Raw genomic sequence first — 17,412 nt, 5'->3', positions numbered from 1 at the left:
TCCTGGGCCTCGGCTGGATTGCGACCCGTCAATCTCAGACAACTCATTCCCGCGGATATGCCAGCCTGGCCTCGTCCCAATAGATGGCTTTGCCATAAAAAGCCGCCACCAATTCATTGAGCTCACCAAAGCCCTTGATTTCCCTGTCATCGCCACTGATGCAATGCCACACAAATCGATGACAGTTATTTTCCAATAAGTCGTAATCACGATACTGAAACAGTGCCATGGCCGCTCTTTCTGTGGCCATTTCGTGTGCCAGTGCCTGATGGTTGGCGTCTGCCGCCACAAAAATGCGGCTGCCGGTACGGCCATGGAGGAAGCGCTGCGCCGACACGGCGCGGATAAGACCACTGCCGTGCAGCTCAGCAATCAGACCATCACCAAGGTAAATACCAGTATGTTCAATCACACCAAACACATGACAACACATCAAAGCCCCTGGCAGCGGCGTACTTTGTTTGCCTCCGGTTTGCCAGGTGCTGGGCGACAGCACCACAGGTTTGTCAGCGTGCTCAACAGCCGTTTGGCCGCGGGCACGCTGATACTGCAAGCGGCGACGTGACTCCCGGGCATCCGCCATGGCCAGCGCGCCGAGTGCGGCGCCACCAATCCAGAGAAGGGGTAAAGGCATACGCGCTCCCAAAGGAATGAACATTCACTGAAGAGTAGAACCAAAGCGCCTGAAAACAGAATGAAAATCTGTAAATGAATATGACTAGTCGCAGAGGGTGACGAGCTCGTCAATACGGGTACGGACACCGCCGATAGCGGCAAGCTGTGCCAACAAGAGTTCAGCGCAGGACAGTGCGTCTGTCAGTGCATTGTGGGCATCGTAAACCGGCAAACCATATCTTTGCCGACTGGCGCCAAGTCTCAGACTCCCCTCTTGGATCACTTCATGTACCCGAAGCAGTCGCTGCCGCTCCAGCGCCAGGGTATCTATGGCCAGTATTGGCATGCTTATCCCGAGGCAGCGGCTCATGTTGGCGCGGATAAAGGCCAAATCCAGAGGTGCATGGTGAGCCACCAGGATTCTGCCGCGCATTTTTTGCATCAGCCAGTTCATGGCATCGGCCAAGGGCAGCGCATTGTGAAGCTCTCTATCAGTGATCCCATGAATAACCGCGCTCTGCCCCACACTGCCCTGAATTTCCACCAATACCGACTCGGCGCCCTGCAGCTGGATAACACCGCCGTCGATGGGCACTACGCCGATGGCCAGGATCTGATCTCGTCCGGGGTCCAGTCCTGTCATTTCAAGGTCCAGCGCCAGCATGGGCGCCATTTCTGCCGTCGCACTGAGCAGGACTCTTTGGCTATCGACGAAATTGCGCGCAAGACCATCGTCCAGTGCACGGCTGCGCCACCACAGGCGCGGGCGTAAAAATGCGCGGGAGACCATTAAAAGCTCCGCATAAATTTAAGCCTAAGCCCCGACTGGGCATCATGCACCACTTTGAAGGCGTCCCGTAATTGGTGACGAACCAGAGAAGACAACTGCTGCGGCTTGAGATAGTTACTGATTTCCTGTCCTTGCCGGTGTTGTACGCCCTGATTGGCGAGACGCATATGGGCGATAAATTCGTGGGCATCAGCGAGATTAAGCGCATCTTTGCGGCCAATCACGCCAAGTTCCATCAGGGCGCGAATACGCTTGGCGGTATTCACCTCCTTGATGCCCGCTGACAGGGCATATACACGGGCAATGTCATTAATCAGGGCGTTGCCTTTGTGTTTTAAATCAATACCTTTTACCTCGGAGCCATCCCGCTCGAGCACAAACTTGCGAAAGAACCCCAGGGGCGGCGCCTCGGTAAGGCTGTTGCCCGCCATGCCGGCGAGAAAAATGTCATTGTCCCTGGTTCCGGCAAGCACCTTGTCCTGCAGCGCATCGAACAGGCTTTGAGGACCAAACACGGGACGCATATCGAAAAATATCGAGGCGTGCATCAAGGCCTTGGGCTCGGGCGCCCTGACCCAGTTGTCGAAGACCTGTTGCCAGCGCTCCAGTGACATGCGCCATTTGGGGTTTTGCGCCATGATATCACCCGGACAAAAGCGGTATCCGCACTCATCAAGCCCACTGCAAACGGCGCGGCTCAGTGCCTCAAAATAGCCGGCGGCATGCTCGTCAGGCTCACCGGCAAGCAACAACCCATTATCCTGATCTGAGCAGGCGGCCTGATCCTGGCGCCCCTGGGAGCCAAAGGCGAGCCAGCAAAACGCCATGGGCGCCTGCCCCAAAATCTGCTGATTGAGCAGTATCAGCCTCCTGGTCAGGGCGTCTGTCACCGACGTCAACACCCGGCCAATTTCTTCGGCTCTGGCATCGGCACTGATAAGGCTTTGAAGTAGTTCGGGGATTTTTTTGCTGACTGAAATCAAACTGGCCACATCCTTTTGCCGCTCGATTTCACCAATCAGCATTAAAGGTTGCGAGCCCTGGCTTCGCAGAATATCAGTGCTGGATATCACCCCCACCGGGGTATCGCCGTCCAGCACCGGCAAATGATGGATATTGCGCTCGCTCATGGCGAGCATGGCCTCGAATACCAGGGCCCCAGCCCCAATAGTCACCGGATTTCGGGTCATGGCCTGATGTACCGGCAGTGCGCCGTCAAAACCTTCGGCGAGCACCCGGTTACGCAAGTCTCTATCGGTAAGAATGCCGCAGAGTTTGTGATGGTCTGTCACCAGCAATGATGACACCCGGGCATCGCGCATCATCACCGCCGCCTGGCGTATGCTGTGGTTGCAATCTATGGTGAGCGGCGAGCCCGTCATCAGTGAGCTTATACGGTTCGTAGTGGTCAGCTCCTTGGCCTTGAATCTACCCTGATGGCGCAACCTTTTGGCAAAGGCTCGGTTAAAAAAGCGGTCAAATTCACGGCTTTCCTGGCGTAAGCTGTTGAACATATCCGGGCTCAGTTGATACACCAGCCCATCTTCCAGAATCGCCACCTTATTGGAAATCGCCTCACCACTGAGCAACGACGGGAAGCCAAAGAAGTCCCCTTCCCCCAGGCGGTCAACCAGCTCTCCCTCTTCATCACGCACCTCAAAGGCGCCGCTGCGGACGATATAGAGCCTTGGATGGGATTCATCCAGGGGAACATGCCCCATGGACTTACTGTAGTAAGCCACACTCAGATGCCGTACACAGGCCAGCAAAGACGCATCCGACAGAGAGTCAAAAGGGACCAATTGCCTGAGAAACTGGGTTAGGGGCTGAATTTCGCTGGCATCCATACAAATCATCCGCTTAGTGCAAATATACGCCTTGTGCATCCACTATAAGGCAGCCGCATTCAATGTCACCATACGACCTAAGTAAAATCCTGCATCCATAAAGAAAAACGGCGCCGATGCGCCGTTTTTTATTAACCCTTATGGGCAGTATCAGTGATCCTGTGCGCCACCGGCACCTTTAGGGAAACGGATACCTTCAACCATTTCTTCCACATGGGCAGGTACGGCAGAAGTCAGCTTGGCTACAATAACCGCCACAGCAAAGTTAATCAGCATACCAATCATACCGATACCTTCAGGGGAGATGCCGAACAGCCAGTTGGCGGGTACGTTAGCCGCGGGGTTTACAAACTTGAAGTAAACGATGTAAGCCGCTGTAAAGCCCAGACCAACCACCATACCGGCGATAGCGCCTTCTTTGTTCATCTTCTTGGAGAAGATGCCCATTACAATGGCTGGGAACAGTGAAGATGCTGCCAGACCGAAGGCGAACGCCACTACTGCTGCCACAAATCCGGGTGGGTGGATACCAAAGTAACCGGCAATCACGATGCCCACGGCCGCAGCAATCCGGGCGTACAACAGCTCCTGTTTATCAGAGATATTGGGTGCAAAGCCTTTCTTCATTAGGTCGTGTGACACTGACGTTGAAATCACCAACAAGAGACCTGCAGAAGTCGACAAGGCCGCAGCCAGACCACCGGCAGCCACCAGAGCGATTACCCAGGCTGGCAGATTGGCAATTTCAGGGGTCGCCAACACCATGATGTCACGGTCGATGTTCATCTCATTGGCATCGCCCTTGGTGTAGTACATCTTGCCGTCACCGTTCTTGTCGTCCCACTTGATAAGACCGGTCTTTTCCCAGTTTTTGATCCAACCTGGTGCTGTCTCATAGGCCACACCAGTGGCATCTGGACCATTAATGGTTTCAATCATGTTTACACGGGAGAAGGCTGCAAGTGCTGGCACTGTGGTGTACATGATAGCGATGAACACCAGCGCCCAACCGGCACTGGAACGGGCATCTTTTACGCGAGGTACGGTGAAGAAGCGTACGATAACGTGTGGCAGACCGGCAGTACCCACCATCAGGGCTGCAGTGATTGCAAACACATCAATCATGCTCTTGGAACCTTCGGTGTACTGGGAGAAACCCAGCTCCGTAGACAGACCGTCGAGCTTATCCAACAGATACACACCTGTGCCGTTACCGGCAGCATCAATCAGCTCAGCACCGAAACCCAGCTGAGGAATGATGTGACCCGTCATCATCACGGAGATGAAAATGGCAGGCACCATAAAGGCGAAGATAAGTACGCAGTACTGGGCAACCTGGGTGTAGGTGATACCCTTCATACCGCCGAGTACGGCGTAGAAGAACACCACGGCCATACCAATGTATACGCCGGTATCCACGTCTACTTCAAGGAAGCGGGAGAACACCACGCCCACACCGCGCATCTGACCTGCAATATAGGTAAAGCAGATAAAGATGGCACAGACAACGGCAACAGTACGCGCCGCCTGAGAGTAGTAACGCTCACCGATAAAGTCAGGTACGGTAAACTTACCAAACTTACGAAGGTACGGTGCCATACACAGCGCCAGCAGCACATAACCGCCGGTCCAGCCCATCAGGTATACAGAGCCGTCATAGCCCACGAAGGACACGATACCGGCCAGAGAGATAAAAGACGCCGCGGACATCCAGTCGGCCGCAGTGGCCATACCGTTCATCACAGGGGGAACGCCGCCACCGGCTACGTAGAATTCTTTGGTCGAACCGGCACGGGACCAGATAGCGATACCTATATAGAGGGCAAACGAGAGCCCCACAATCAGGTATGTCAGAGTTTTCACATCCATTGCAATGCTCCTCAGTCTTCGTGAACGTTATATTTTTTATCGAGTGCATTCGCCTTGGACGCGTAGATAAAAATCAACGCCACGAACACGTACATGGAACCCTGCTGAGCAAACCAGAATCCCAGTTTGAAGCCCATAAAGGTAATTTGATTGAGCACATCCACCAACAGAATGCCAAAGCCGTAAGATACGACAAACCACACTGCCAGCAGGCTGATAACCAGGCGAAGATTCTCGCGCCAGTAACCTTGAGCCTTTTCGTTGCTTTCGAATGCCATTGTTGTGACTCCCCTGTGTTTGTAATAATTAAGTTAAGTCACGGTTAATCTAACAAGGCAGAGTGTGACCTCAATCACGACCTTAGTCTAAGTGATGATTGCTTATCGCATCTAAATTGTATATTTCTCTTTAATAACATCATCTTGAGCCATTCATGACGAATAGCCTTAATTCAAATTTATTACGCCCATTCCGACCTAGGTCTAACAAAGTAAAACGCCCGGCATAGCCGGGCGTTTTGTCTGAAGCCTATAGTCACTGCTTGATTAGGTATTGCACCAACTCGGCTATCTCACCACTGCTGCGGCCCTGAATGTGCAGCATATACTTGCCATTCACCAGCAGGCTTGGCACGCCACGTATGCCTGAGAGCTGCGCCTCGGTATCAAAGGTCATCATGGCCAGTTTACGGTCGGATGACGCAATTGCCTTATCCAGCTCGTCAGCCTTGAGCCCCTGGGACACGAAAAACTGCCGCACGTCTGCTTCTGACTGAAAAGGAGCGACTTCTTGTACCTGCTTGAAAATGGCACCGTGGGTCTGCTCGGTCACCTTGAACTTTTGCGCGAGATAATACGCTAGCTGGCTCATTTGCCAGGGTTTGCGGCCTGCGCCAACCGGCGTTCTTTCAAAACGCACCTCTTTGGCGACCAAACCCGCTGCTTCTTCGATGGTGTGATCCATGCGAAAACAATGTGGACAGTTATAAGAGAAAAACTCCCGCAGCACGGGGGTATGGCTCTCGCTGAAACCTTCCACCCTGACGTAGTCCTTACCTTCCACAAAAGTCGCTGCCATGGCAGACAAGGACATCAGCAGGCCCCCAAAGGCACCCAAGAGCTTTAACGATGTTTTCACGGACAAACTTCCTTTTATCAATGATTTTATGCTTTAAAACGCATCCGCAGCATTCAGCATCGCCACAGGATCGGGGTAAGAATACTTAAAGCCGTGCAGACGACAAATCAGGCTGCCGTCGACAAGCTTACCGTCGGTGTCGTCGCCGGCTAAAAACTCTGGTAACTCATAGCCGGCGGCCTGTGCAGCCGTGGTGTAAAACTCGGCCTTTGTGGGGTGCTGCGGCGCACACAGGTTGTAACAGGGGGCCAGGGTATCGGCGAAAATAAGCGCCACAACACCCTCAATGCAATCGGTGAGGTGCACCAGATTAACCGGCACGGCGCCACCCGCGATGTCTTTTTTACCGGCAAAAAAGCGCCCGGGGTGTCGCTCGGGCCCCACCAGTCCGGCAAAACGAACCACAGTGGTATTAAACGGGGCAAACAGGGCTTCAGCACCCAGCAAGATTGCCGCCGTGGGGGAATGAGCACTGCTGTCTTTTTCATCCACCAGTTTGGGAAGATCGGGATAAACTCCGGTGGAGCTGATAAAAATCAATCGTTTGGGAGGTGTTTTTATGGCATCACGCAATGTCGCGAGGCGCTCAAGATAGCTTGTGTCGCCGCGGCGAAGACCTGGAGGGAGATTGATTACCAACACATCGGCATCGAGCAGTCCTTCGGGCAGGGCTGCATCCTGGTCCAAATCCACACAATAGCCTTCAATGCCTGCTTGTGTGAGTACTTCCACGCCTGCAGGCGTACGTTTGCACCCTTTAACCCTGAGGCCCTTGCTTTTCAGCAGCCTGGCAAGGGGCAACCCGAACCAGCCACAGCCGACAATAGAAATGGTTTTAAAATCAGACATGAAGTAACAGCTTAATCCCAGTATGGATACAGGAGGGATTCAGAATACGCACCTGAGCAGAAAACTCAAGCTTCGAGCGCGGCAAAGTAATAGCTGATAGGCGCATCCGCCTGGAGCACCCGAATCGCGGCTTCGGAGAGTTCTTCAATTTTGATGACCCTGTCGATACTGACGTCTTCATTCATCAATATTCTGAGCCCGGGATCGCCTCCGGCAGCGCTGCAGGCCCACACCTGGGGCTGCTTGACTTCCCGGGTTGTCATCATCACCTTACCCAAAGAACCGTCGGTGAGATGCACCAGAGTGCCGGGTGGATAAATGCCCAATACCTTCACCAGGGTCGCAATCAGGGCTTCGTCGTGCTTACCTACCCTGTGTTTGAATAAATAACCCAGGGCGACCTGGGGTGAGACAATGCTGTGGCTGGTCATTTGATCTTCAAAATCATTGGCCAATGCGACGATTTGCGTGGTTCTGGGAATTTTTTTCCCGGTAAGGCCATCCGGAAAACCTGTGCCATCAATAAATTCGTGATGATGACGAATAATGTGCAGCACCTCTTCAGGAAACAAACCGCTGCGACTGAGCATCTCATGACCATAGTTGGGATGCTGGTTCATGAAGTTGATTTCCTGGGTGGTGAGCGGCCCGCGCTTTCGACGGATATTATCCGGCACCCTGAGCTTACCTATGTCATGCAGCAGCGCACCCAGCGCGATATCCCGCATGTCTTTTTTGGGCATATCCATGCTCTTGGCAATCATCAGCGACAACACGGCCACGCTGATCCCATGCTGGGTAACCGAGGTACCCTGCTCTCCTGCGCTCACCAGTGCAAGATAAGCGGCCTCCTGCTCAAACAAGTGTTCCAGCATCTGCTCAACCAAAGTGGCAGACAAACGGTAAGCCCCTTCGGGATCGCTGCCAAGTTTCCCCACCAGGCTGCGGCTGTCATTTACACAGTCCAAAAAACGCTTCTGGCTTTTGCGTATCGCGACTCTGGCCTCACGCTTTACATCCCGCTCAGGCATGTCCTCGTCAAAGCCATCATCTTCGATTGGCACCTCTTCCTTGGGCACGTCCTCATCCAGCAGCTCAGCGCCGGCGAGCACCAACACATGTTGCACCTTCAGGCCCCGGATCATTTCTATCTGCGCCTGTTCTTTGAGTTCAATACGATTGATAAGAAACGGGTGCTCCGTCCAGGACAGCGGCAGCTTTACTGTGAGTCCCAATCTGAGTTCTGAGACCGGAATGGAAATGGGGTTGCTTTTGGCCAATCAAAGCCTCCGAAGAGGGGTGTAAAAACCTCGATGACGGAATAGCGGTTGATAACACGCCAATCCTATGAATTAAAAGCGTAAATCCATATTCAGCATAAGGCAAATATTTATCTGACAAGTTTGGGGCCAGTGACGCATTTTTGACACGGCAGACCTGGGTTGAATTGTTTTCAGCTTAACACAATTGTATACATTATCCAGATTATGCATAATAGCTTTGTCACTGCGGCGCTTCGCACCCCGGGCCCGTGGTGGATTGTGTTGCTGTCAATTGTCCCGGGTAACAGGCTCACGCCTGTGACTCAGGTTACATTCCTTTTGTTGGTCAAGGGGCGAAGGTAAGTTTTTGGCTTATCAGCCCTCAGATGTTGGCGCTGCCCCGGCAGCGCTTTTTTTGCCCGGCACTTTATCCCAGCACATCAACAGTAAACAAAGTCCGAAACCTGAAAACACCAATCAGTCCTCCCATAACAGCGACGAACTCAGCAGGCGTTTGAGCAGGCGCTGCGCTACTTATTGATGGATAACAGGACGCTTCCAGTCCGCGAGGTAAAGCCGTAAATGGCTGGATTTCAGCAGATAAATGGCAAACCAGAAAATCAGCACCGCATCGGCGGCTGCGGTCCATGAAAACAAAAAGCCGCTGGAGAGCAAACGCGCTACAAGCATCACAGCATCCAGCACCAACAAGGGCCACAGCAGCCATTTCAAATGGCTGAAGAGACTCATCGCCCAATCCGGCCGCGCCTTACGCTCTAGGATAATCAGCCCATAACACAGCAAGGCGCCAAATCCCGTAGCAAGCGCCAGCAAAAAGCTTTCTTTATGGGGATAAAACAGCCTTACCAAGCCTGCCCTGTCGCTGAATTGGGTTAGCGAGGCCACAAATACTACCCAGCCGCGGGCAAGAAATGTCAGCAGTAAATAGAGCCCCAGCGGCGGTTTGATATGGCCCTTGTCATCGACCCAGCGAATGTGTTCAAACTTGAGCAAAGTGTGCTCCACGTCATGTCTTTCCCTTGAGTTGGGGGCAAGGTGGCCGGGATTCAAGGCCTGAGAAACACAAAGACCCGCTTCTGTGGGCCTTTATCATGAAGATTGGTCGTCCCAGGTGAAGGGACTATCGCCAGGGACTAGCGCTGCTTGCGCGCCTGGTGCTCGGCATGACGCAGCAGCATCTGCTCACGCTTGCTGTCCAGCGTCGTTGCCTTTTGCGGTGCAAGGCCATTCAGCCACTCGGCAAACTCGGCCTGATAGTTTGTCGCAAAGTTGCCAAGCGCCGCATCATAACTGGCGAACTGGTTATGTTTCAGATGCTCTGTCATGGCCAGCACTTCGGCTTCGTGGCGCTCAAACAGGAAGCGGATTGCCAGATAGCTCCAGCGGTAGACCCTGTCGGTGCCGTCCCGGTAACTGGTTGAAAAAATGGTCGCCAGTGTCGGACGACGATTGGCGCGGGTGTTGATTGCGAGGTTCACTGCCGTAGCGTTGTCGGTGCCAAGGGAGAGGTACTCTGCCAGGCCTTCTGCCCACCACACCATCTTGTCCGGGTAGAAATTAAAGCCGCCATAGCTGACAAAGCGCCCTTCCAGGTAATGGATATATTCGTGGCGCAGGTTCCAAATTTCAAACTCAGGGCGCAGCCAATCGGCTTCGTGGGCATAGAAACTCGCCTGGTTGTTCACATCCGCCGGATTGCCCTCAATATAGATGCCACCATTGTTGGTGTTGATATTGAAAAGCTCATAGCCGTATTTGTCGTACTGGTTGTAGTCATCGAATACCACCACCCGCAGGCTGTCGTTGTAATCGTTTGCCACCGGCTCACCAAAGGTTTGCATTCTCTGGTGGAAATCACTTTCCTGACTTGAGAGCTGCGCACAGGTATCGGCGATTTGCGGGTCTGTCATGTCCTGGGCCCACAAATTGATGGTGGCGCTGCAATCCACACGGATAGGCAAGACCACATTGGGGTCGGCAGGCTCGGTGGGGTTGGTACCTGGCCGACCCTTGGCGTGGGAAACCGCACTGATGAGTGCCAGCAGCAAACCGGCGGCGATAAGGGACTTGGGTGAGTGCATGTGTTATCTCCAGTTGTTATATTTTATGTTGCGGGATATTGTATATTTTATTTATCAAATGCAGGCAACAAAAAAACGCCAACCTGAAGTTGACGTTTTTTCAACTGGATAAGTTTTTAAATAATATCAGAGACCTACAAGCTCAATCAGACCAGCTTCATCCAAAACCGGGATACCCAGTTCCTGGGCCTTGGCAAGCTTGGAGCCCGCTGCTTCACCGGCAACCACGCAGTGGGTGTTCTTGGAGACACTGCCCGCCACCTTGGCGCCAAGGGCCTCAAGCTTGGCCTTGGCCTCGGTGCGGCCAAGACTGGTGAGGGTACCCGTGAGCACCCAGGTTTGGCCAAGCAGCGGCTGTGCATCGGCCGATGGCTTTTCGATGGCAGGCCAGTTCACGCCAGCATTGATCAGCGCATCTATTACCTCAAGGTTATGGGGCTGGGCAAAAAAGTGCGCCACGTGCTGAGCAACCACTGTGCCCACATCCTCCACCTGCATCAGGGCGTCCACATCGGCCACCCTTATAGCATCCAGGCTCAGGAAATGTTTCGCCAGGTTAGCGGCTGTGGCCTCCCCTACTTCCCGAATACCCAGTGCATACAAAAACTTGGGCAAGGTGGTGGTTTTGGCCTCTTCAATGGCCGCCATCAGATTGGTGGCCGACTTGGTGCCCATACGCTCAAGCATGGTCAGCTTGGACACATTGAGCTTGAACAGATCCGCCGGGCTTTCCACCAGCTCTTTATCGATAAGTTGCTCAACCACCTTGTCACCCATGCCATCGATATACATGGCCTTGCGGGAGGCAAAGTGCTTGATGGCCTCACGGCGCTGGGCTTCACAGAAAAGCCCGCCACTGCAGCGTGCCACAGCCTCGCCTTCAATCCGCTCCACCAAAGAGCCACACACGGGGCAAGTATCGGGGAACAGGATATCCTGCGCATTCTCGGGGCGGCGCTCCGCCACCACGGCCACAATTTGCGGGATCACATCTCCGGCGCGGCGAATAATCACGGTATCGCCAATCTTCACCCCAAGACGGGCAATTTCATCGCCATTGTGCAAAGTCGCGTTGGATACGGTCACGCCGCCCACAAAGACAGGTTTTAAGCGGGCGACAGGAGTGACGGCGCCAGTGCGGCCCACCTGAAAATCAACGCCTTCCAGCAAGGTCATTTCTTCCTGTGCCGGAAACTTAAAGGCAATGGCCCAACGCGGCGCTCGGGCCACAAACCCGAGCTGCTGCTGGGCTTCGATGTTGTTAACCTTGATAACCACGCCATCGATTTCAAAGGCAAGCTCGTCACGTCGCTTGAGGATGTCGGCGTAGTAGGCCATCACCTCGGCAAGGCCTTCACAGAGTTTCACTTCCTTGCTCACCGGCAAACCGAAGGCTGTAAGGCGCTCCAGCTGGCCTTTGTGGGTGGGCGCCAGCACCAAATCGGTACCGTTGTCGTCCTGCACTACGCCCAGGGCGTAGGCATAAAAGGCCAGTGAGCGCTCGGCGGTTATCTTGCTGTCCAGCTGACGCAGGCTGCCGGCGGCGGCATTGCGGGGATTGACGAACAGCTTGTCACCTCTTGCCCGGGCGCGGTCGTTCAGCGCTTCAAAGGCAGCCCTTGGCATAAAGACCTCGCCACGCACTTCAACCAATGCCGGTATATCATCGCCCTGCAGTCTCAAGGGCACCGACTTGATGGTGCGCATATTCACGCTGATATCTTCCCCGACGGCGCCATCGCCACGGGTAGCGGCACGCTCAAGCACGCCATGACGATAAATCAGGCTCACTGCGAGGCCATCGAGTTTGGGCTCGGCGCAGTACACCTGGGGACCCACCTTGTCGGTCAGGCGCTTATCAAAGGCAACAAAGTCTTCTTCATTGAAGGCGTTATCCAGGCTCAGCATGGGTTTGAGGTGGCTGACCTGCTCAAATTTATTCAGTGCCGCGCCGCCCACACGCTGGGTGGGCGAGTCTGGCTCGGCAAACTCCGGGTGCTCGGCTTCCAGCGCTTTGAGCTGGTTCATCAGCCGGTCGTATTCCGCATCGGGAATACTTGGCGCATCCTGCACATAGTAGGCAATGTTGTGACGATTGATTTCAGCGGTAAGACGTTGAATTTCGGCTTTAACTTGCATGATGGTACCTTGGAAATGCGCGGGGCCGCTCATGCGGCCCCACTTTGTAAATCAATAACTTGTTATGCGCTGGCGCGGATGCGGGCGAGATACTGCGCCTTGGTGGCATCGCTCCAGAGTTGGCGCTGACCGTCAAGCACCAGTGCATCGAGGTCGTCCGCCAGCTGACAGGCAGAGTTCAGCATCAGTGAGAAGTTCATCACCGCTTCACCGTGGCATGGCAGTGTCATAAAGAGCACTATGCCGTGGGTGTTGAACTGCTCCATGGTGTCGGGATCGAAGGTGCCAGGCTTAAGCATATTGGCGAGCGAAAACAGTACCTTGCCGTTACCGGCGTTATCTTCATGGCGATGGAATATTTCCATGTCACCGTATTTGAAATTCAGTTCAAGCAGACAGGGCAGCAGCTCGGCACCGGCCAGTACCTGGCCTTCCCGGGCCACCACGTGCAACACCAGCACATCGCGGGGATCCGGCAGCGGCTCTTCAGCCTTCACTTGGGGCTCAGTCTGCGTCGCCTGTGCATGAGTCGCTTGCCCCTGGGCAGTCTCTTGAGGATTTACGGACGCAGGCTGGTTTTCATAGGCGTCATACTCATCTTCGTAGTCGGCGCCCGAGGCGTTTACATCTTCATACAAGTCGCCTTGAGAAGGCTCCGGATCCAGGTCATCCAGAAGTCCCAGCTGTACCTGTCTGGCACTGGGTGAAGGCTCTTCATGGCGGCGAAGCTCATGACCTGTATGGCTTGGTGCCGTTTCAGGGCGCGACTCCAACACGGGTTCCTGACGCTCTTTAACACGGCGAACCTTGGGCTCGTCAGACAGGGAAAAGGCATCGTCCTGAGTCGCTTGCACAGGCTCTGGCTTTTTATCGTCAGGGGCCAGTTTACGCACCCTCACTTCACCGATGCCATCGGCATCAAAGCCTTCGGCGTCACGACGCCCGGGAGACATGGCGTAAGGGGTTCTGGGTTGTTCTTTAATGGTTCGGGGCTGCTGCTTTCTGATAGACCAAAACCCATGCACAAGCACCGCCACAATCGCGATGGCACCGAGCACAAACAAAACCAGTTGTAAATCTTCCATTGGATACCCTGTCTTTCCTGAATTCATTCCGTGTGTGCCATGGCCACGGCTTCTTCGATGTCCACCGCAACGATGCGGGATACGCCGGGCTCATGCATGGTCACACCTACCAACTGATCAGCCATTTCCATGGTTATCTTATTGTGGCTGATGTATATAAACTGCACGCTGGCCGACATTTCCTGCAGCAGTCTGCAGAATCGGTCAACGTTGGCATCATCCAGCGGTGCATCGACCTCGTCGAGCATACAAAAAGGGGCTGGATTCAACCTGAAAATTGCGAACACCAATGATAAAGCGGTCAGCGCCTTTTCACCACCCGAGAGCAGGTGAATTGTGGAGTTCTTTTTCCCGGGCGGCCTCGCCATGATGGTCACACCGGTTTCCAGTAAATCATTGTCTGTGAGCGCAAGATAAGCACTGCCGCCACCAAACACCTTGGGGAACAAGGTCCCCAGATCGGCATTGACCTGTTCAAAGGTCGCTTTGAAGCGGCTGCGGGTTTCCCTGTCTATCTTGCGGATAGCCTCTTCAAGGCTTTCCAGCGCCTGCTCGAGATCCCTGTCCTGCTCATCCAGATAATCTTTGCGCGCCTTGGCTTCATCGTACTCTTCAATCGCCGCCAAATTTATGGCGCCCAAGCGACTGATTTTACTTCGAAGCTTCTCCAATCTTTGCTGCCACTCCTCAACTGATGCGTGGGGAGGTACGCTTGGCAACACCTCATTGAGTCGAATATTAGCCTCGGCCAACTGCCCAAGTTGAGTGTCACCCTGACCCTTTAAACCTTCCCGTCGTAGCTTTAACGATTCGAGGGTATGAGTCAAGTGGTCTATCTTGCCAACTTCTTGTTTTTGCTTCAATAGTAAAGCATCAATCTGTTCCTGAACCTGAGCCTGCCGACTGCGGTTTTCCGCCAGTGCCGTTTGCCTTGTTTGCTGGGTGGCAAGCTGCTCACGCAATTTCATGGATAAGGCTTCGCGGTCGGCGTCACCACTGTGCTCAGACTGGGCTTTAAGTTCGGCATCCAGGGTCGCTTTTTGCGTCAATAATTTTGACAGTTGCTCCTTTCCCGACGCCATTTGCTGGCTGATCAGGGCCAGAGACGTGGCCATTTCGGCACGTGTCGCCTTAGCCGCTTCGACCGATTTATCAATATTTGCGACCGAGGCTCGCCGCTCTTCCGCCATGCGTCTGGCCGGAATGAGCTCCTCCCGTGCCTGTGCCAAGGCCTCTGCCGCCTGCTCCAATGCGTCTTCCTGCTGCATCAGGGCTTCGTCTGCCACTTCCAGCTCCAGCACCGACTGCTCGTACTGCTGGGTCAAACGCTGGATTTGTTCATCGATGAACGCTCGCTGTTTGGCGCGCTGGGCCTGGTGAGCGACGCTCGCCTCCCACAGGGTTTGCTGCCGATCCTGAAGTTGTTTGGCTTCAAACAGCTCTGCTTCAACGGCTTCCCGATGAATACGGGCCAGATTCAGCCCATCACGCTGCTCTGCCACTGCCCGCTCAAGTTGCGCAAGCTCAGCCTGTATCTGACCAATGCGGGCACCCAGTGCTTCAGCCTCTGCTTTAAGTGCCACCTTATCGGTGCCGGTACCCTGGTGTTGCAGCACCAATCCATGGCCGACCAGATAGCCGTCCCTGGTGGCGATGAGTGTGTTTTGTGCTGTACCAACCAGGCGCTCCTGTGCCACATTCAAGCTTTCGGCAAAGCCAACGTTATCCAGCCAGGGCGCAAGATTAACCGGCGCCTGCATAATGCCCCAGTCGCGCTTTTCCTGATAACTGAATCCCTGACCATCAAACGCGTCCTGACCAAAGGCGGTGTCTTCAAACAGGGGCTGCTCCAACAGATGCCCAAGCAGTAGCTCTGCGGTCTTCTCCCAGCCCGCTGCCACATCAAGACGCTGCCAGAGTTTGGTACGCGCAGGTCCGGCTGCATTGCCTGCATTGTCTTCAAGCAATCTGGACAGCACCGAATAGCGCCCCTGAGCTTCGCTCTGTTCGCCACGGCACTTTGCCAGTGCCTGTTCACACTCGGCGAGTGCCGTCTTTGCCTGGGCCTGTGCCGCTTTGGCGTTATCCAACCTTTCCATCAGCGGCGCCAGACTTTGCTGCGATGGCGGCGTAACAGAGTCAACGTCCTCATCCACATGGGACGCTTGCTGCTCCCGGTATCCCGACAGCGACTGCGCTTTTTCCTGGCTCACCTGTTTAAGATGGACGAGTCGCTGGGAAGTCAGCTCGCATCTTGCTTTCGTCTCAGCATGGCGGCGCTCTGCCTGGGTCACGGTATCCTTGAGCTGCTCCAACGCGTCTTCGGCGTCTTCCGCACTCTGACTCCAGGCGTCCTGAGTTTCTTCCAATCCCAGTAAGACTTCTTCCTGCCCGGCGAGCTTGTCGGCCGCGTCTTGCTGAGCTGCCTCGAGCGACTCCTGCCTTGCCATGAGCCCGGAAATCTCCTCTGCGAGGCTATCTCCCCGGCTTCGCAGACTGTGACTGCGCTCTTCCAAATGTGACAGTTGCTGCTCAAGGCGCGCCACTTCGGTGCCGGCCAGATAGTAGGCTTCGAGGGTGTCTTGCTCTTCATCCACCAAAGCCGCGAGCACGAGTTTTTGCTCATCGAGCCTGGCGGCGGTGGTATCAAGGGAGGTTTTGGCGCTCTGGTATAAAAATTCCTGCTGCGCGATTTCGCGGCCAAGGGCATCGGCCTGTTGACAGATTTCCTGATAGCGCATCACCAGCAGCTCGGCGTGGGTGGTACGCTCGGCCTGTTTGTATTCGCGGTAACGTTTAGCGGCCTCGGCCTGCACGGCGAGTTTGTCGAGCTGTTTACCCAGCTCGAGTCGAATATCCCCCAGGCGTTCCAGGTTTTCGCGGGTATGGCGGATACGGTTTTCGGTGTCGCGGCGACGCTCTTTATAGCGGGAAATACCGGCAGCTTCTTCGATAAAAACCCTGAGTTCCTGGGGTCGGGATTCAATCAGGCGCGAAATCATGCCCTGTTCGATAATGGCGTAGCTTCGCGGCCCAAGGCCGGTGCCCATAAAGAGATCTGTGATGTCCTTGCGGCGACATTTCTGGCCGTTGAGAAAATACAGCGACTCGCCATCGCGACTGACCTGACGCTTTACTGCAATTTCTTCATAGCTGGCGTACTGGCCGCCAAGACGCCCTTCTCTGTTATCAAATACCAGCTCTACCCCGGCAACAGACACTGGCCTGCGGGCACTGGAGCCATTGAAGATAACGTCGGTCATGGAATCGCCGCGAAGGTGCTTGGCGGAGCTTTCGCCCAGCACCCAGCGCACGGCATCAATCACGTTGGATTTACCACAGCCATTGGGGCCTATGATGGCCGTTAGGGGATTGGGGAATGGGATCCTGGTGGGATCGACAAACGACTTGAAGCCAGCAAGTTTTATTTGTTTCAGTCTCATAATGCCAGTCAAATCGCTTCAGTGGCCGCCAACGCAGCCGTCGCGCCGATGAAAAAATTGCCCCGCCGGTTGGCGAGAGCCTTCATTCCTGTTGTTTGCTGCCAACTTTACCAAAGCCCATTTGAATTTGTAACGTTTTTATCACCCTAAAAGAGGCCCCGGCCACACAAACAGGCGTCAAGGTGAATACGGCAAAGAGTGCCGGACGTATTTCGCCACAATTTCAACCTTGCAACCTTGGCGGACCTTGGCCGACAATGCCTGCAAACACAAA

General features: G+C 54.5%; 13 protein-coding genes. All 13 read right to left on the bottom strand.

Annotated elements, in window-relative coordinates; genetic code table 11:
• Positions 1–43: 43 nt before the first annotated feature.
• The 13 genes from K0H63_RS08145 to K0H63_RS08085 all read right to left on the bottom strand — a co-directional run bounded on the left by K0H63_RS08145 (position 44) and on the right by K0H63_RS08085 (position 17,138).
• Entirely contained in the window at positions 44–634 is a 591-nt protein-coding gene (locus K0H63_RS08145) for a lecithin retinol acyltransferase family protein (protein WP_220067507.1), read from the bottom strand.
• An 84-nt stretch (positions 635–718) separates the two neighbouring features.
• On the bottom strand, positions 719–1,405 hold the full coding sequence (locus K0H63_RS08140; protein WP_220067506.1) for a 3'-5' exonuclease: 687 nt from the start codon (positions 1,403–1,405) through the stop codon (positions 719–721).
• Complete coding sequence (locus tag K0H63_RS08135) at positions 1,405–3,252, bottom strand: DUF294 nucleotidyltransferase-like domain-containing protein (RefSeq protein ID WP_220067505.1); 1,848 nt, start codon at positions 3,250–3,252, stop codon at positions 1,405–1,407. Before K0H63_RS08135 ends, K0H63_RS08140 begins: the two co-directional genes overlap by 1 nt.
• A 150-nt stretch (positions 3,253–3,402) precedes the next feature.
• Entirely contained in the window at positions 3,403–5,121 is a 1,719-nt protein-coding gene (locus K0H63_RS08130; protein WP_220067504.1) for a sodium:solute symporter family protein, read from the bottom strand.
• Between the two features lie 11 nt (positions 5,122–5,132).
• On the bottom strand, positions 5,133–5,399 hold the full coding sequence (locus K0H63_RS08125; RefSeq protein WP_220067503.1) for a DUF4212 domain-containing protein: 267 nt from the start codon (positions 5,397–5,399) through the stop codon (positions 5,133–5,135).
• Between the two features lie 256 nt (positions 5,400–5,655).
• Positions 5,656–6,213, bottom strand: coding sequence for a thiol:disulfide interchange protein DsbA/DsbL (locus tag K0H63_RS08120; protein WP_220067853.1), 558 nt, complete (start codon positions 6,211–6,213; stop codon positions 5,656–5,658).
• Positions 6,214–6,291: 78 nt separating this feature from the next.
• Positions 6,292–7,107, bottom strand: coding sequence for an SDR family oxidoreductase (locus tag K0H63_RS08115; protein WP_220067502.1), 816 nt, complete (start codon positions 7,105–7,107; stop codon positions 6,292–6,294).
• A gap of 65 nt (positions 7,108–7,172) precedes the next feature.
• A complete protein-coding gene (locus tag K0H63_RS08110; RefSeq protein ID WP_220067501.1) occupies positions 7,173–8,387 on the bottom strand; it encodes an HD-GYP domain-containing protein in 1,215 nt (404 codons plus the stop codon).
• A 516-nt stretch (positions 8,388–8,903) separates the two neighbouring features.
• On the bottom strand, positions 8,904–9,395 hold the full coding sequence (locus K0H63_RS08105) for a DUF2919 domain-containing protein (RefSeq protein WP_220067500.1): 492 nt from the start codon (positions 9,393–9,395) through the stop codon (positions 8,904–8,906).
• 128 nt (positions 9,396–9,523) lie between these two features.
• The gene (locus tag K0H63_RS08100) at positions 9,524–10,471 is read right to left on the bottom strand and encodes a collagenase (RefSeq protein ID WP_220067499.1); all 948 of its coding nucleotides are present in this window, start codon (positions 10,469–10,471) and stop codon (positions 9,524–9,526) included.
• A 126-nt stretch (positions 10,472–10,597) separates the two neighbouring features.
• A complete protein-coding gene (ligA, locus tag K0H63_RS08095; protein WP_258405679.1) occupies positions 10,598–12,610 on the bottom strand; it encodes an NAD-dependent DNA ligase LigA in 2,013 nt (670 codons plus the stop codon).
• Positions 12,611–12,672: 62 nt separating this feature from the next.
• Positions 12,673–13,695: a cell division protein ZipA gene (gene zipA, locus K0H63_RS08090; protein ID WP_220067497.1), complete on the bottom strand. Its 1,023-nt coding sequence runs from the start codon at positions 13,693–13,695 to the stop codon at positions 12,673–12,675.
• 23 nt (positions 13,696–13,718) lie between these two features.
• Positions 13,719–17,138, bottom strand: coding sequence for a chromosome segregation protein SMC (locus tag K0H63_RS08085; protein WP_220067496.1), 3,420 nt, complete (start codon positions 17,136–17,138; stop codon positions 13,719–13,721).
• Between the last annotated feature and the right edge of the window lie 274 nt (positions 17,139–17,412).

Source organism: Shewanella zhangzhouensis (genome assembly GCF_019457615.1).
GTDB lineage: Bacteria > Pseudomonadota > Gammaproteobacteria > Enterobacterales > Shewanellaceae > Shewanella > Shewanella zhangzhouensis.
This window is presented reverse-complemented; position numbering and strand designations above follow the sequence as displayed.

What these genes read in the sequence shown, in the direction of transcription:
- K0H63_RS08145 (WP_220067507.1), bottom strand. Translation starts at nt 634, where the DNA reads ATGCCTTTACCCCTTCTCTGGATTGGTGGCGCCGCACTCGGCGCGCTG.
- K0H63_RS08140 (WP_220067506.1), bottom strand. Translation starts at nt 1,405, where the DNA reads ATGGTCTCCCGCGCATTTTTACGCCCGCGCCTGTGGTGGCGCAGCCGT.
- K0H63_RS08135 (WP_220067505.1), bottom strand. Translation starts at nt 3,252, where the DNA reads ATGGATGCCAGCGAAATTCAGCCCCTAACCCAGTTTCTCAGGCAATTG.
- K0H63_RS08130 (WP_220067504.1), bottom strand. Translation starts at nt 5,121, where the DNA reads ATGGATGTGAAAACTCTGACATACCTGATTGTGGGGCTCTCGTTTGCC.
- K0H63_RS08125 (WP_220067503.1), bottom strand. Translation starts at nt 5,399, where the DNA reads ATGGCATTCGAAAGCAACGAAAAGGCTCAAGGTTACTGGCGCGAGAAT.
- K0H63_RS08120 (WP_220067853.1), bottom strand. Translation starts at nt 6,213, where the DNA reads ATGTCCTTGTCTGCCATGGCAGCGACTTTTGTGGAAGGTAAGGACTAC.
- K0H63_RS08115 (WP_220067502.1), bottom strand. Translation starts at nt 7,107, where the DNA reads ATGTCTGATTTTAAAACCATTTCTATTGTCGGCTGTGGCTGGTTCGGG.
- K0H63_RS08100 (WP_220067499.1), bottom strand. Translation starts at nt 10,471, where the DNA reads ATGCACTCACCCAAGTCCCTTATCGCCGCCGGTTTGCTGCTGGCACTC.
- ligA (WP_258405679.1), bottom strand. Translation starts at nt 12,610, where the DNA reads ATGCAAGTTAAAGCCGAAATTCAACGTCTTACCGCTGAAATCAATCGT.
- zipA (WP_220067497.1), bottom strand. Translation starts at nt 13,695, where the DNA reads ATGGAAGATTTACAACTGGTTTTGTTTGTGCTCGGTGCCATCGCGATT.
- K0H63_RS08085 (WP_220067496.1), bottom strand. Translation starts at nt 17,138, where the DNA reads ATGAGACTGAAACAAATAAAACTTGCTGGCTTCAAGTCGTTTGTCGAT.